This window comes from Pseudomonas sp. 3MAES_34.3B (genome assembly GCF_058145875.1).
Genome location: NZ_CM176960.1, coordinates 3,737,067 through 3,751,301, shown reverse-complemented (window position 1 = coordinate 3,751,301; position 14,235 = coordinate 3,737,067). Strand labels below are relative to the sequence as shown.

Sequence of the window (14,235 nt, the reverse complement as noted above, 5' to 3'; positions counted from 1 at the left end):
GGCACTGTCAGGTTTTCGTCAGCGCTACGTCTGGGTGGCGGCGCGTTTTTCAGCGATTCTTTTTTTGGGAAGCCAGAATGATTGGCATCAAGAGCATAGCGAGTTACGTACCGGTTGCCGGCCTGGACAATTACGACCAAGGTGCGAAATTCGGCAAGGACGAAGACTTCATTCTCGGCAAGATCGGCTCGGCCTTTTTGCCTCGCAAGGCCCCCGAGCAGGAAACGTCCGACCTGTGCGTGGAGGCGGTGAATGCGTTGTTCGCCAACAACCCGCAGCTGTCGCGCGATTCCATCGACGCGCTCATCGTGGTAACCCAGAACGGTGACGCCGAAGGCCTGCCCCATACCGCGGCTATCGTCCAGGACAAACTGGGCCTGCCCACGGGCATTGCCGCGTTCGACATCTCGCTGGGCTGCTCGGGCTATGTCTACGGCATCTACGCGCTCAAAGGCTTCATGGAAGCCACTGGGCTGAAGAACGGTTTGCTGATCACCGCAGACCCGTACTCCAAGATCGTCGACCCCGAAGACCGCAACACCACCATGCTGTTCGGCGATGCCGCCACAGCGACATGGATGGGAGAGGGCGCTGTGTGGCAGCTGGGCAAGTCCATGTTCGGCACAGACGGCTCCGGCGCGCCGCACCTGAAAGTGGAAAACGGTACGTTCTTCATGAATGGCCGCCAGGTGTTCAACTTTGCCCTGCTCAAGGTGCCGCAGCACCTGCATGCGCTGCTGGAGGTTTCCGGGCTCAGCGCCGCTGACATCGACGCCTACTGCATTCACCAGGGCAGCGCAGCCATTGTGGACGCCGTGGCGCGGCGTTTCGAGGAAGACAGCCCCGAGAAATTCGTCAAGGACATGGTCGAGACAGGCAACACTGTGTCGTCCAGCGTGCCGCTGCTGCTGGAGAAGCACCTGTTCGACTCCAGCTGGAAGCGCGTGGCCATCAGCGGTTTCGGTGTCGGCCTGTCCTGGGGATCGGCTATCCTCTACCGCGAATAAGGTCGAGGTTCGCGGGCACGCCAGGCAATGAGTGAGATTCTGACGCAAAACCTCGCGGTTATCCGCGAGCGCTGGCCCGCCCTGGCGGCGCGGCTGGAGGCCGAGGTGGCCGACCACCTGGCGGTCGAAGTGGTCCAGGGGCAGGAAGAAACGCTGCGGGTCAACGACATACAGCTCACCAGCCGCCATGGCCGTTTCGCCGAGGCCAGGCTGCAGGCGGCCAGCCTGCCAGCCGGTTGCCCGGCAGCGCACGTCTATGGGCCGGGCCTGGGCGACCTGCCCCGCGTGTTACTCGAGGCGCCGCACCTGCAGCACCTGACCGTCTACCTGCTCAATGGCGCGCTTTTCACGCTGGTGCTGCAAGTGCTCGATCACACCGACTGGCTTGCAGACCCCCGGGTACGCCTGGCCTGTGCCGGTGACGAAGCGGAAATCCACCTCCCCTTCGTAGCCTTGCCGTCCGAACTGGTACTGGCTGACGACCACGCCTCGAAAATTCGCGATCGGCTGGTCAGCGAACTGCACCTGAGCTTCAACAACCGGCTGTTCGATGCCCAGGATCCAGAGGTGATCGCTCGGCTGCGGGCCAACGAGGCCATGCTCGCCAGCGACGGCGATGCCGCCGAGCTGTTCGGCACTTCACCCGGCGCCAGCGTCTACGTCGTGGCCACCGGGCCAAGCCTGGAGAACCACTTCGATCATTTGCGCGACAGCCGCGCCGCCGCCGACCGTCCTTTGCTCGTTTGTGTGGACACGGCCTGGCGCCCGCTGCTGGACCACGGCATCGTTGCCGACATCGTGGTCAGCATCGACCAGCGCATCAGTGAGCGCCACCTGCCGCCGGAGCACTCCGCCGGCACCTGCCTTGTGTACATGCCGCTATTGGCGCCTGAGGTGTTGAGCCAATGGCGTGGCGCGCGCTTGGCGAGCTACTCGCCCAGCCCTGTGTACGCCACGCTGCGCCAGCGCATGCCCAAGGCCGAGCTGGCTGGCGGCGGTAGCGTGATTCATCCGGCAGTGGACCTGGCCGTGCGCATGGGCGCGGCCCAGGTAACGCTGTTCGGCGCGGATTTCGCTTTCCCCAACGACAAGACCCACGCTGGCTGGAGCGATGGCGATCTGGGCCCTCAGCTCACCCACGCCCGCCACTGGGTGCTGGACGGCCATGGCGGGCGCGTGCGCACCCAGCTCAATTTCCGCAGCTACCTTACCGAGCTGGAGCGGTACATCGCCCGGCACCCAGGCGTTGCCTTCTTCAATACCAGCCGCGACGGGGCGATGATCGCCGGTACCGTTTTTGCCGAGGGCCTTGTACGTGAGTGAGGTTGCATCGCTTATAGAGGAGGCGCGCGCCTGCGCCGGGCTGTTCCGGCTGGGCCGTGACGTGGAAGCAGCGCTGCGCATGGTTGACCTGTTCGACCGCCTGGCGCCGTTGTTCGAGGCTGCGCCCGCCGACCAGCAACAGCAATGGGGCGCGCTGTTGATGGAAACCTTTTCCCGCCAACAGCTTCAGGATTGGCTCGCCGTGGCCGATTACCTGCAGTACGAGTTGGTTGCCCTCATGGAACAACGCAGGCAATAAACGCCCGCGGCGCCCATGGCCTTCCTGGCAAGTATCAGCACCCGCCATGGTAAGTAGCGGCGGTGGCAGAATTGCCAAGACAGTCACAGTTTTTATCTTCCGTGCCAGCGGCCTTAACGCCGTAAACCCCTGTCAGCATTGGGAAAAACGGCAAAGTCGAAAAAAAACCGCGAAACGCCCCTCAAGCAAGCGGCCAACACGACGATAACTAGTACGTAGGTTCTCTAGGCCACACTGGCAGAGCAGGGCCGGTAGCCAAGTACATCACCCCCCTGAGGAATTCGTCATGTCGTTGACCGTTAACACTAACATTGCTTCCCTGACCGTTCAGAACAACCTGAACAAGGCTTCGTCCGCCACCAGCACCTCGATGACTCGCTTGTCCTCGGGCCTGAAAATCAACAGCGCCAAAGACGACGCCGCCGGCCTGCAGATCGCTACCCGTCTGACCACTCAGATCAAAGGCCTGACCGTTGCGACCAAAAACGCCAACGACGCTACCTCGATCGCCCAGACCGCTGAAGGCGCACTGCAAGAAACCACCAGCATCCTGCAGCGCATGCGTGAACTGGCCGTTCAGTCGCGTAACGACTCCAACAGCACGTCCGACCGTACCGCTCTGCAATCTGAATTCAGCCAGATGAGCGACGAACTGACCCGTATCTCCACGTCGACCACCTTCGGTACCGGCATGAAGCTGCTCGACGGTTCGGCTTCGGGCCTGCAGTTCCAGGTAGGCGCCATGACCGGTGACGACCAGCACATCGACCTGGGCATCAGCCTGAACGCTTCGGCCTCCGGCCTGGGCCTGAGCGGCGCCGTGATCACCGGTACCGACATCAGCGCCGCGCACACCGCGATCGACTCGGCCATCAGCGCCATCGACGCCGCGTTGAACACCGTGAACACCACCCGTGCCGACCTGGGTGCCAAGCAAAACCGTCTGGAAAGCACCATCAGCAACATCAGCAACATCATCGAGAACGCTACCGCCTCTCGTTCGACCATTCAGGACGTAGACTTCGCCGCTGAAACCGCTGAGCTGACCAAGCAACAAACCCTGCAACAGGCGTCCACCGCGATCCTGTCCCAGGCCAACCAGATCCCGTCCGCTGTACTGAAGCTGCTTCAGTAATATCGGTCGACGGTCAATGACGAGGGGGTGCGCCGAGCGCGCCCTCTTGTTGTTTTCACCCTGAGGTAACGGTTATGGACATGAGTGTCAATGCAGTAAAGGCGCTTGAAGTCAGCAAGCCCATGACCACGCCAACCCCCGCCGATACGGCCGCCGCCGCCGTTGGTGCGACTGACAAGTCGGCCAGCAACAGCAGCACGCCGGCGACCGGCAAGGTTGAACGTGATCAGGTTGAAAAGGCTGTTCAAGACATCCAGGCGTTCGTGGATTCCAACCAACGCAATCTCAATTTTTCCATCGACGAGACCACCGGTGACGTTGTTGTGAAAATCGTGGCAACCCAGAGCGGAGAGGTCATTCGACAGCTTCCTTCTGAAGAAGCCGTGAAGATGGCGCAGCGCTTGAAGGATCCCCACAGCCTTTTGTTCGATGAGCAGGCGTGAGATGGGCACGGAACTTGTAGTGTTCCGGTGAAAGAGGCAGCCCGCCGGTTTTTCGGCGGCTGACCTACAGGAGAGGATCAATGACTTCCACTACATCCACCACGTCGGTCAGCTCGAGCGGCGGGATTACGGTAAGCGGCATCGGTTCGGGCATCGACACCTCGTCGATTGTCAGTGCATTGGTGAACGCATCCACCAGCCCCAAGCAAACCCAGATTACCAAGGCCGAAACAGCGACCAACACCACGCTGTCCGGTATCGGTAGCCTGAAAAGCGCGCTGGAAGCTTTCCAGACCGCCGCCGCAGCCTTGAACAATACCAACACGTTCATGGGCCTCACGGCATCGTCGTCGTTGGAGACGGTGGTCAAGGCCACGTCCAGCAACACGGCGTCTCCCGGCAACTACGCCTTGGATGTTGCCAATATCGCCACCGCTTCGAAGGTGTCGAGCAAGTTGTTCGCCAGCGGTTCTTCGACCGCTATCAGCTCGGGCACCCTGGCGATCACCCAAGGCAGCAAAAGCTATTCGGTCACCGTCGGCTCGGGCGCTACCTTGAGCAGCGTACGGGACTCGATCAACTCGTCGCTGTCGTCCAGCGGTATCAGCGCCAACATCGTCACGGACTCCAACGGGTCCCGGCTGGTATTGACGTCGACCACCACCGGCGCGGGTTCGGACATCTCCGCCAGCGGTATTTCCGAACTTACCATCGACGGCACGAGCAAGCTCGACCCTACCGATACCACTAGCGCGGGTTACATCACTGACCGCCCTGTCGACGCGGCCTACACCATCGACGGCCTGTCGATGACCAGCAGCAGCAATACCATCGACTCGGCAATCAGCGGGATCAGCCTCACCCTGACGGGTGGGGGGAAGTCCACGGTGACGGTAGCGTCCGACAGCGACACACTGAAAACCTCGGTGAAGGCGTTCGTGGACGCTTACAACACCATGATGACCGTGGTGAACAACCAGACCAAGGTGACGGCCTCGGGCGCCACCACCAGCACCAGCGATTCGGCGACCACCACCAGTGGCCCGTTGACCGGCGATTCCATGGTGCGCAAGCTGGTGTCGCAGATTCACGGCGCACTCACCAGCGTGAGCACTACCAGCGGTTCGTTGAGCGTGTTGTCTCAGTTGGGCGTAGGCACCAACTCGTCCACTGGCTTGTTGTCGCTCGACGACACCAAGTGGGACACCGCGATGAAAACCCAGTACGGCAACGTGGCCAGCCTGTTCACCGGCGACGATGGCTTGATCAGCCGCATGGACGACATCATCGACGGTTACACCCAGACCGGCGGTGTGCTGGAAACGCGGCAGAAGTCCCTCAACGCCAAGTTGAGTGACCTGGATACTCAACAGGACGCCCTCGACCGGCGTACAGAGTCGCTCACGTCGATCCTGACGGCGAAGTACACGGCGATGGACACCCTGGTGGCTCAGTTGAACTCCACCAGCAGCAGTGTGCTGAGTACGCTGGAAGCTATGAGCGACTCTGACGATTGATGCAGTAATGTGTTGTTTCGGGCCCGGTAACTTCAACAGGTTATCGGGCCTTTTTTCATTTCACGGTCCGTTAAAGTTCAACCGCTTAGTGTCGATAAACTAAGCAAGAGGACCAGCCGGTTCCGCAGACTACGCCCCAACTTCCGAGGCCCACCGCAATGCATCCGATGAAGGCGCTTCGCCAATACCAGAAAGTAAATTCCCACGCGCAAGCCTCCGAAGCCAGCCCGCACCGCCTGGTGCAGATGCTGATGGAAGGCGTGCTGGACCGTTTGGCCCAGGCCAAAGGCGCCATGGCGCGTAACCAGGTGGCTCAGAAGGGCGTGATGCTGGGCAAGGCGATCGAGATCATCGGTGGCCTGCGCGAAGGCCTGGACCCTGAAAAGACCGAGGACAAGAAAGGCATCGCCAAGCTCGACCAACTGTATGCCTACATGATGAAACAGCTGATCCAGGCTAACCGCAAGAACGATCCGAACATCGTCGACGAGGTTGCTCGCCTGATGATTACCGTCAAGGCTGGTTGGGATGCGATCGGTCATGTTGCTCAGGAATAACCGTGAGGACTCTGCCATGAGTGCCCTTGAACGTATCGAATACACCCGTGCGGCGCTCAGCGAGGCCTTGGCGGTGAAGGACTGGACCGCCATCGGCAAGCTGGACCTGCAGATCCGTGCGTGCCTGGACGGCCTGTTCGAAGGCACGCCGGCCGACCCTGCAGTGGTCCGGCATAACCTGGAGTCGCTGTTGCAGCTGTACCGCCAGCTGGTGGACGTGAGCCGAGGCGAGCGCCAGGCGGTGGCCGACGAACTCAAGCAAGTGCGTCAGGGTCATAACGCAAGCAAGGTTTACCACCTCTTCACGTAAGCCTGTGGGCCCTGCGCTTAACGCATTGCAGGCGCAGGGTGCGCCATAAATTTGACTATGCCGGAGTTTTTGACTTTACTAGTGCCTGATTATAGGGTTCCGGCGTCTCAAGGCTTACGAGCCATGAGGTGGCAATCGCCGTGGCGGGCATTGGGCCGTATCGGGCATTGACTAGGGAAGTTGCTATTGCATGTGGCGTGAAACGAAAATTCTGCTGATCGATGACGATAGCGTTCGCCGCCGTGACATGTCGGTGATTCTGAGCTTCCTGGGCGAGGACAACCTGCCGTGTGGCAGTGGAGATTGGCAACGCGTGGTCGAGGGCCTGGCATCCAGCCGGGAAGTACTCTGTGTACTGGTGGGCACGCTCAATGCGCCCGCGAACCTCCCCGGGTTGCTGAAAACCGTCGCTGCCTGGGATGAATTCCTTCCCGTGCTGCTGCTGGGTGACAGCTCCCATGTAGAGCTCGCCGAAGACCAGCGCCGTCGCGTGCTGTCTACCCTTGAAATGCCGCCCAGCTACAGCAAGCTGCTGGATTCGCTGCACCGCGCCCAGGTTTACCGCGAGATGTACGACCAGGCCCGCGAGCGCGGCCGTCAGCGTGAGCCCAACCTTTTCCGTAGCCTGGTGGGCACCAGCCGTGCCATTCAACACGTGCGGCAGATGATGCAGCAGGTGGCCGACACCGACGCCAGCGTATTGATCCTTGGCGAGTCAGGTACCGGCAAGGAAGTGGTTGCCCGTAACCTGCATTACCATTCCAAGCGGCGCGATGCGCCTTTCGTTCCGGTGAACTGTGGCGCGATCCCGGCTGAGCTGCTCGAAAGCGAACTGTTCGGCCACGAGAAGGGCGCATTCACCGGTGCGATCACCAGCCGCGCGGGCCGTTTCGAGCTCGCCAACGGTGGCACGCTGTTCCTCGACGAAATCGGCGACATGCCGCTGCCCATGCAGGTCAAGCTGCTTCGGGTACTGCAGGAACGCACCTTCGAGCGGGTCGGCAGCAACAAAACCCAAAGTATCGACGTGCGGATCATTGCAGCGACTCACAAAAACCTCGAAAGCATGATCGAAACGGGCAGCTTCCGTGAAGACCTGTATTACCGCCTGAACGTATTCCCCATCGAAATGGCACCGCTGCGTGAGCGGGTTGAAGACATCCCCTTGCTGATGAACGAGCTCATCTCGCGCATGGAGCACGAGAAACGTGGCTCGATCCGCTTCAACTCCGCCGCCATCATGTCCCTTTGCCGCCACGCTTGGCCTGGCAACGTCCGTGAACTGGCCAACCTGGTGGAGCGCATGGCGATCATGCACCCCTACGGCGTGATCGGCGTGTCGGAGCTGCCAAAGAAATTCCGTTACGTGGACGACGAGGACGAGCAACTGGTCGACAGCCTGCGCAGCGATCTGGAAGAGCGTGTTGCGATCAATGGCCACACGCCGGACTTCGCTTCCAGCGCCTTGCTGCCGCCGGAAGGCTTGGACCTCAAGGACTACCTGGGTGGCCTGGAGCAGGGGTTGATCCAGCAAGCGCTGGATGATGCCAACGGTATCGTCGCCCGCGCCGCCGAACGCCTGCGTATCCGCCGTACCACCCTGGTGGAGAAGATGCGCAAGTACGGCATGAGCCGCCGTGAAGGCGACGACGCCGCCGACGAGTAACGGCGTGGTTCTGTACCCCGCCTGTTACACACCCCGGCACATCAATTGCAACTCATGGCTCATCCCAACCGTTTTCTGACGGTGAGCCATGAGAGTTGATGATGTCCCAGGCCGCTCCCCTCGCTGACGCCCGCCACTATCCCGCCGATGATCGGCCAAACCTGGACCAGGCCTTTGCCCTGTTCAACCAGGTGTCGGCTCAGTTGAACGACTCCTACAAATTGCTCGAAAACCGTGTCAATCAGCTCAAGGGTGAACTGGCGCAGGCAGGCGAGGAGCGGTTGCGGCAGTTGGCCGAGAAGGAGCGCCTGGCCAATCGGCTACAGCACCTGCTGGATCTTTTGCCGGGCGGCGTGATCGTGATCGATGGGCAGGGTCGAGTGGCCGAAGCCAACCCGGCTGCGGGCGCGTTGCTCGGGGTGCCGCTGGAAGGCGCGCTGTGGCGCGACGTGATTGCCCGGTCATTCGCGCCCCGCCGGGACGATGGCCACGAAGTCTCGCTCAAGGATGGTCGTAGGCTTTCCATCGCTACCCGCTCCCTCGGCGCCGAGCCGGGGCAATTGGTGTTACTCACCGACCTGACCGAAACCCGGCGCTTGCAGGACCAGCTTGCCCGCCACGAGCGGCTATCGGCCTTGGGTCGAATGGTTGCGTCACTGGCGCATCAGATCCGTACCCCGTTATCGGCCGCCATGTTGTACGCCAGCCACCTCCAGGAGCCGGGCCTGGCCGGTGAGACCCGTGAGCGGTTTGCCGGTCGCTTGAAGGAGCGGCTGCATGAACTGGAACATCAGGTTCGAGACATGCTGGTGTTTGCGCGAGGGGAATTACCGCTTAATGACCGGCTTGCGCCGGGGGCGCTCTTCACTGCCTTGCGTGAAGCGGCGCACATCCGCACGGAAGGGTTGCCGCTGCGCTGGCAATGCGACCTGCACGCCGGGGAAGTGCTTTGCAACAGGGATACGCTGGTGGGGGCGTTGCTGAACCTGTTGGAAAACGCTGTACACGCCAGTGGCGATTCTCCCCGCCTGAAGGTTCACCTGTACAGGCGGCCTGGCGAGCTTCGCCTATGCGTGAGCGACGCAGGCGCCGGGATCGACAGTGCCACCCTGGCCCGCCTGGGCGAACCCTTTTTCACCACAAAATCGACCGGCACAGGCCTTGGCCTGGCCGTTGTTCTTTCGGTAGTACGCGCCCATGGTGGAGAGCTCCGCTTGCGCTCCAGGCCTGGCCGCGGCACCTGCGCTTTGGTGGTTCTGCCATTGCTGGGCGAACAGGAGGCTTGATGACCACGAAAATCCTGCTGGTCGAAGACGACCGCGCATTGCGTGAAGCGCTGGTGGATACCCTCTTGCTCGCCGGGCATCACTACGTGGCAGTGGGCTCCGCCGAGCAGGCGCTGGAGCGGGTAGCTGCCGAGGCCTTCAGCCTGGTGATCAGCGACGTGAACATGCCGGGCATGGATGGTCATGGGCTGCTGCAGCGCCTGCGTGCGGGCTGGCCGCAAGTGCCCGTGCTGTTGATGACCGCTCACGGAGGCGTTCAACAGGCGGTGGATGCCATGCGCCACGGCGCCGTGGATTATCTGGTCAAGCCGTTCGATGCCAAGGCGCTGTTACAGCGAGTTGCCCAGCATGCGCTTCATCTACTGCCCTCGGCAGATAACGACCCTGCCGTCGCGTGCGAGCCGGCCAGCCAGCGGTTGCTGGCCTTGGCTGCCAAAGTTGCCCGCAGTGACTCCACGGTGTTGATATCCGGGGAGTCCGGCACGGGCAAGGAAGTGCTGGCGCGCTACATCCATCGGCATTCAACCCGGGCCGAGCAACCCTTTGTGGCAATCAACTGCGCGGCCATCCCCGACAACATGCTCGAAGCTACCTTGTTCGGCCATGAGAAGGGCGCGTTCACTGGCGCGGTGGCGGCGCAGGCGGGCAAGTTCGAGCAGGCCAACGGCGGCACGCTGCTGCTCGATGAAATCTCCGAAATGCCCCTGGGGTTGCAAGCCAAGCTACTTCGGGTACTTCAGGAGCGCGAAGTGGAGCGGGTAGGCGGGCGCAAGCCGATCCCTTTGGATATAAGGATTATTGCGACCACCAACCGGCAGTTGCAGGATGACGTGGCCACCGGGCGCTTCCGTGAAGACCTGTATTACCGCCTGTCGGTATTCCCCTTGGCCTGGCTGCCATTGCGGGAGCGCCCGGCCGATATTGTTCCTTTGGCCGAACGCCTGTTGGCCAAACATGGTAGCCGGATGAAGAGCCCGGGTGCCCGGCTGTCGGACAGTGCCCGCGACGCTCTATTGGCGCATCCCTGGCCTGGCAACGTTCGCGAGCTGGATAACGCGTTGCAGCGCGCGCTGATTCTTCACCAGGGCGGCGTTATCGAGGCGGATGATTTCTGCCTCGTTCCTCCACAAGGCACCAGCCATCGCCCCAACGGCAGTACTTTCCGCGAAGCGGCGGTAGAACCGGATGTGGTCGGGCTGGGGGACGACCTGCGCCGTCGCGAGTTCGAACTGATCCTTGAAACGCTCAGGGCAGAGCGCGGCCGCCGCAAAGAGTCCGCCGAACGGTTAGGCATCAGCGCGCGAACCTTGCGGTATAAGCTCGCTCAAATGAGAGACGCCGGGATGGACGTCGAGGCGTATCTGTTTGCCAGCTGATGTATCACGGCTGTTGCCGTTGGCATCGCTCTTGCTACCTCCATGGTAACTGACGGTTCAAGCGTCAAAAATTTGCAGGCCCCGGAGAGCAGCCCCCATGACCCAAGGTGTTGAATTCAATCGCTTGATGATGGACATGCGTTCCATGCAGCTCGAAGCCATGGGCACGTCCAAGGCCAATGCAGTATCGGCCGTCAGCGCTACGGGTGGCAGCAGCTTCGCTGATTTGCTCGGCAATGCCGTTGGCAAGGTGAACGACACCCAACAGGCGGCCAACCAGTTGGCTAACGCATTCGAGATCGGCAAGAGTGGCGTCGATCTGACGGATGTAATGATTTCCTCGCAAAAGGCGAGCGTGTCTTTCCAGGCTTTGACCCAGGTTCGTAACAAACTGGTCCAGGCGTACCAAGACATCATGCAAATGCCGGTTTGAGGGCAGATTAGGTCATGGCTGAAGCAACAACGGACAACGTACCCGCCAAAACTGGCGCTGCGGCAGGCGGCAAGTCGATGCCGGGCATGGCCTTTCTGGAAAATATCTCGAAGATGCCCGTGCTGCGGCAGGTGGGCCTGTTGGTCGGCCTGGCCGCCAGCGTGGCGATCGGCTTCGCCGTGGTGCTATGGTCGCAGCAGCCGGACTACCGCCCGCTGCTGACCAGCCTTCAGGGTATGGACGCCAAGCAGGTGACCGACACCCTGGCTGCCTCTGATATTCCGTATACCGTGGAGCCGAATTCCGGCGCCTTGCTGGTCAAATCCGAAGACATCGGCCGCGCGCGCCTCAAGCTGGCCTCGGCGGGCGTAGTGCAAGGCGACGGTAATGTCGGCTATGAATCGCTCGACAAGGACCAGGGCCTGGGCACCAGCCAGTTCATGGAAGCCGCGCGTTATCGCCGCGGCCTCGAAGGCGAACTGGCCCGTACCATTTCCGCGCTCAATGGCGTGAAGGGCGCCCGTGTGCACTTGGCCATCCCGAAGAGTTCGGTGTTCGTGCGCGATGAGCGCAAGCCCACCGCCTCGGTGCTGGTAGAAATGTATGGCGGCCGTACCCTGGACCCGGGGCAGGTCATGGCCATCGTTAACCTGGTAGCGACCAGCGTGCCGGAAATGGACCGCTCGGGTGTGACCGTGGTTGACCAGAAAGGCACCTTGCTTTCAGACCTGGGTGAAAACTCCGAACTGAGCATGGCCGGCAAGCAGTTCGATTACACACGTCGCATGGAAACCATGCTGACCCAGCGCGTGCAAAGCATTCTCCAGCCGGTGATCGGCAATGACCGGTTCAAGGCTGAAGTGTCCGCGATGGTGGATTTCAGCGCGGTCGAGTCGACCTCCGAACAGTTCAACCCCGACCAGCCCGCCCTGCGCAGCGAGCAATCGGTGACCGAGCAGCGTTCCAGTGGTAGCAGTTCGGGCGGCGTACCCGGTGCCTTGAGCAACCAGCCGCCAAGCCCGGCTTCGGCACCACAGACCACTCGTGGCGGTGGCGGCGGGGCAGCGCCTCAGGCCATTCAGCCAGGCCAGCCGTTGCTGGACGCCAACGGCCAGCAGATCATGGACCCGGCCACCGGCCAGCCCATGCTTGCTCCGTACCCGGCTGACAAGCGCCAGCAGTCGACGCGTAACTTCGAGCTGGACCGTTCCATCAGCCATACCCGCCAGCAGCAAGGGCGCCTGACCCGCTTGTCGGTTGCGGTGGTTGTAGACGACCAGGCCAAGCTGGATGCGGCCAACGGCGAAATTACCCATACCCCCTGGAGCGCTGAAGATCTGGCGCGGTTCCAGCGGTTGGTGCAGGACGCGGTGGGCTTCGATGCCAGCCGTGGCGACAGCGTGACGGTGATCAATGCGCCGTTCAGCCCGGACCGCGGCGAGGTGATCCCCGAGCCATCCTTCTACCAGCAACCCTGGTTCTGGGATGTGGTCAAGCAGGGCCTGGGCGTAGTGTTCATTCTGTTGCTGGTGTTCGGCGTCCTGCGCCCGGTGCTCAACAACATCACCGGCGGCAGCAAGTCCAAGTCGCTGGCGGTGGACGGTGAAGGCGGCCCCGGTGGCGGTGGAATGGCCGGGGGCCCTGGTGGCTTTACTGGCATGAATGGTGAGCTGGCCGATGATCGGGTCAGCCTGGGCGGGCCTACCAGCATCATGCTGCCAAGCCCGACCGAGGGATATGACGCCCAATTGAACGCAATCAAGAGTCTTGTGGCCGAAGACCCGGGCCGTGTCGCGCAGGTCGTGAAAGAGTGGATCAACGCAGATGAGTAGTAATCAGGTTGCCGCACCCAAGCTGACCAAGGTCGACAAGGCCGCTATCCTGTTGCTGTCCCTGGGCGAGTCCGACGCCGCCCAGGTACTGCGCCATATGGGCCCCAAGGAGGTCCAGCGGGTTGGCGTGGCCATGGCGCAAATGCGCAACGTGCACCGCGAACAGGTTGAAGAGGTAATGACCGAGTTCGTGGCCAGCGTGGGCGACCAGACCAGCCTGGGCGTGGGCTCGGACGGTTATATCCGCAAGATGCTCACCCAGGCGCTGGGCGAGGACAAGGCCAATGGCCTGATCGACCGCATCCTGCTGGGTGGCAACACCAGCGGCCTGGACAGCCTGAAGTGGATGGAGCCTCGCGCGGTGGCGGACGTGATCCGTTACGAGCACCCGCAAATCCAGGCTATCGTGGTGGCATACCTCGATCCCGACCAGGCCGGTGAAGTGCTTGGCCATTTCGATCACAAGGCGCGGCTCGATATCGTGCTGCGGGTGTCCTCGCTCAATACCGTACAACCTGCTGCGCTGAAAGAGCTGAACACGATTCTTGAGAAACAGTTCGCGGGTAACTCGACCACTGCCCGTACCACGCTGGGCGGTATCAAACGTGCCGCAGACATCATGAACTTCCTCGACAGCTCGGTCGAAGGCCAGCTGATGGATTCGATCCGCGAGATCGACTCGGAACTGTCCGGCCAGATCGAAGATTTGATGTTCGTGTTCAACAACCTCAAGGACGTGGACGACCGCGGTATCCAGGCGCTGCTGCGCGAGGTGTCTTCCGAAGTACTGGTGGTCGCGCTCAAGGGCGCCGACGACGGCATCAAGGAAAAGATTTTCAAGAACATGTCCAAGCGTGCCTCCGAGCTGCTGCGTGACGACCTTGATTCCAAAGGGCCGGTTCGCGTCAGCGACGTGGAAACCGCTCAGAAGGAAATCCTTACCATCGCCCGCCGTATGGCGGAGGCCGGCGAGATCGTGCTGGGTGGCAAGGGCGGGGAGGAGATGATCTAAGCTTTGGACGAAAACGGGCGGTGCTCGCCGCTGGTTTGTACAAACCTCCATCGCCATCGGGGTGTCATACTCTGTGCAC

14 protein-coding genes are annotated in these 14,235 nt (G+C 61.7%); all 14 read left to right on the top strand.

The annotated features are described in order from the left end of the window. Positions 1-77: 77 nt before the first annotated feature. The gene (locus tag AC3Z8Y_RS16545; protein ID WP_490086755.1) at positions 78-1,007 is read left to right on the top strand and encodes a ketoacyl-ACP synthase III; all 930 of its coding nucleotides are present in this window, start codon (positions 78-80) and stop codon (positions 1,005-1,007) included. Positions 1,008-1,034: 27 nt separating this feature from the next. Beyond that, positions 1,035-2,330, top strand: coding sequence for a motility associated factor glycosyltransferase family protein (locus AC3Z8Y_RS16540; RefSeq protein ID WP_490086754.1), 1,296 nt, complete (start codon positions 1,035-1,037; stop codon positions 2,328-2,330). Then, positions 2,323-2,589 (top strand): hypothetical protein, encoded by a 267-nt coding sequence (locus AC3Z8Y_RS16535; protein ID WP_490086753.1) that lies wholly within the window; start codon positions 2,323-2,325, stop codon positions 2,587-2,589. The genes AC3Z8Y_RS16540 and AC3Z8Y_RS16535 overlap by 8 nt, the downstream gene beginning before the upstream one ends. 286 nt (positions 2,590-2,875) lie before the next feature. Further along, positions 2,876-3,724, top strand: a complete 849-nt coding sequence (locus AC3Z8Y_RS16530; RefSeq protein ID WP_490086752.1) for a flagellin domain-containing protein — start codon at positions 2,876-2,878, stop codon at positions 3,722-3,724. A 74-nt stretch (positions 3,725-3,798) separates the two neighbouring features. Continuing rightward, positions 3,799-4,167 (top strand): flagellar protein FlaG, encoded by a 369-nt coding sequence (locus AC3Z8Y_RS16525; RefSeq protein ID WP_490086751.1) that lies wholly within the window; start codon positions 3,799-3,801, stop codon positions 4,165-4,167. An 80-nt stretch (positions 4,168-4,247) separates the two neighbouring features. After that, on the top strand, positions 4,248-5,684 hold the full coding sequence (gene fliD, locus AC3Z8Y_RS16520; RefSeq protein ID WP_490086750.1) for a flagellar filament capping protein FliD: 1,437 nt from the start codon (positions 4,248-4,250) through the stop codon (positions 5,682-5,684). Positions 5,685-5,842: 158 nt separating this feature from the next. Next, the gene (fliS, locus tag AC3Z8Y_RS16515; protein WP_490086749.1) at positions 5,843-6,241 is read left to right on the top strand and encodes a flagellar export chaperone FliS; all 399 of its coding nucleotides are present in this window, start codon (positions 5,843-5,845) and stop codon (positions 6,239-6,241) included. Positions 6,242-6,257: 16 nt separating this feature from the next. Continuing rightward, on the top strand, positions 6,258-6,551 hold the full coding sequence (locus AC3Z8Y_RS16510; RefSeq protein ID WP_181113055.1) for a flagellar protein FliT: 294 nt from the start codon (positions 6,258-6,260) through the stop codon (positions 6,549-6,551). A gap of 190 nt (positions 6,552-6,741) precedes the next feature. Further along, positions 6,742-8,217, top strand: coding sequence for a sigma-54 dependent transcriptional regulator (locus AC3Z8Y_RS16505; protein WP_490086748.1), 1,476 nt, complete (start codon positions 6,742-6,744; stop codon positions 8,215-8,217). Positions 8,218-8,318: 101 nt separating this feature from the next. Next, positions 8,319-9,503 carry a sensor histidine kinase gene (locus tag AC3Z8Y_RS16500; protein ID WP_490090020.1) on the top strand — a complete coding sequence of 395 codons (1,185 nt, stop codon included), beginning with the start codon at positions 8,319-8,321 and terminating at the stop codon, positions 9,501-9,503. Continuing rightward, entirely contained in the window at positions 9,503-10,879 is a 1,377-nt protein-coding gene (locus AC3Z8Y_RS16495) for a sigma-54-dependent transcriptional regulator (protein WP_490086747.1), read from the top strand. Before AC3Z8Y_RS16500 ends, AC3Z8Y_RS16495 begins: the two co-directional genes overlap by 1 nt. Before the next feature lie 97 nt (positions 10,880-10,976). Next, complete coding sequence (gene fliE, locus AC3Z8Y_RS16490; RefSeq protein WP_181113040.1) at positions 10,977-11,312, top strand: flagellar hook-basal body complex protein FliE; 336 nt, start codon at positions 10,977-10,979, stop codon at positions 11,310-11,312. A gap of 14 nt (positions 11,313-11,326) precedes the next feature. Then, the gene (gene fliF / locus AC3Z8Y_RS16485; RefSeq protein WP_490086746.1) at positions 11,327-13,144 is read left to right on the top strand and encodes a flagellar basal-body MS-ring/collar protein FliF; all 1,818 of its coding nucleotides are present in this window, start codon (positions 11,327-11,329) and stop codon (positions 13,142-13,144) included. Continuing rightward, positions 13,137-14,156 (top strand): flagellar motor switch protein FliG, encoded by a 1,020-nt coding sequence (fliG, locus tag AC3Z8Y_RS16480; RefSeq protein ID WP_225772771.1) that lies wholly within the window; start codon positions 13,137-13,139, stop codon positions 14,154-14,156. The genes fliF and fliG overlap by 8 nt, the downstream gene beginning before the upstream one ends. Positions 14,157-14,235: the final 79 nt, after the last annotated feature.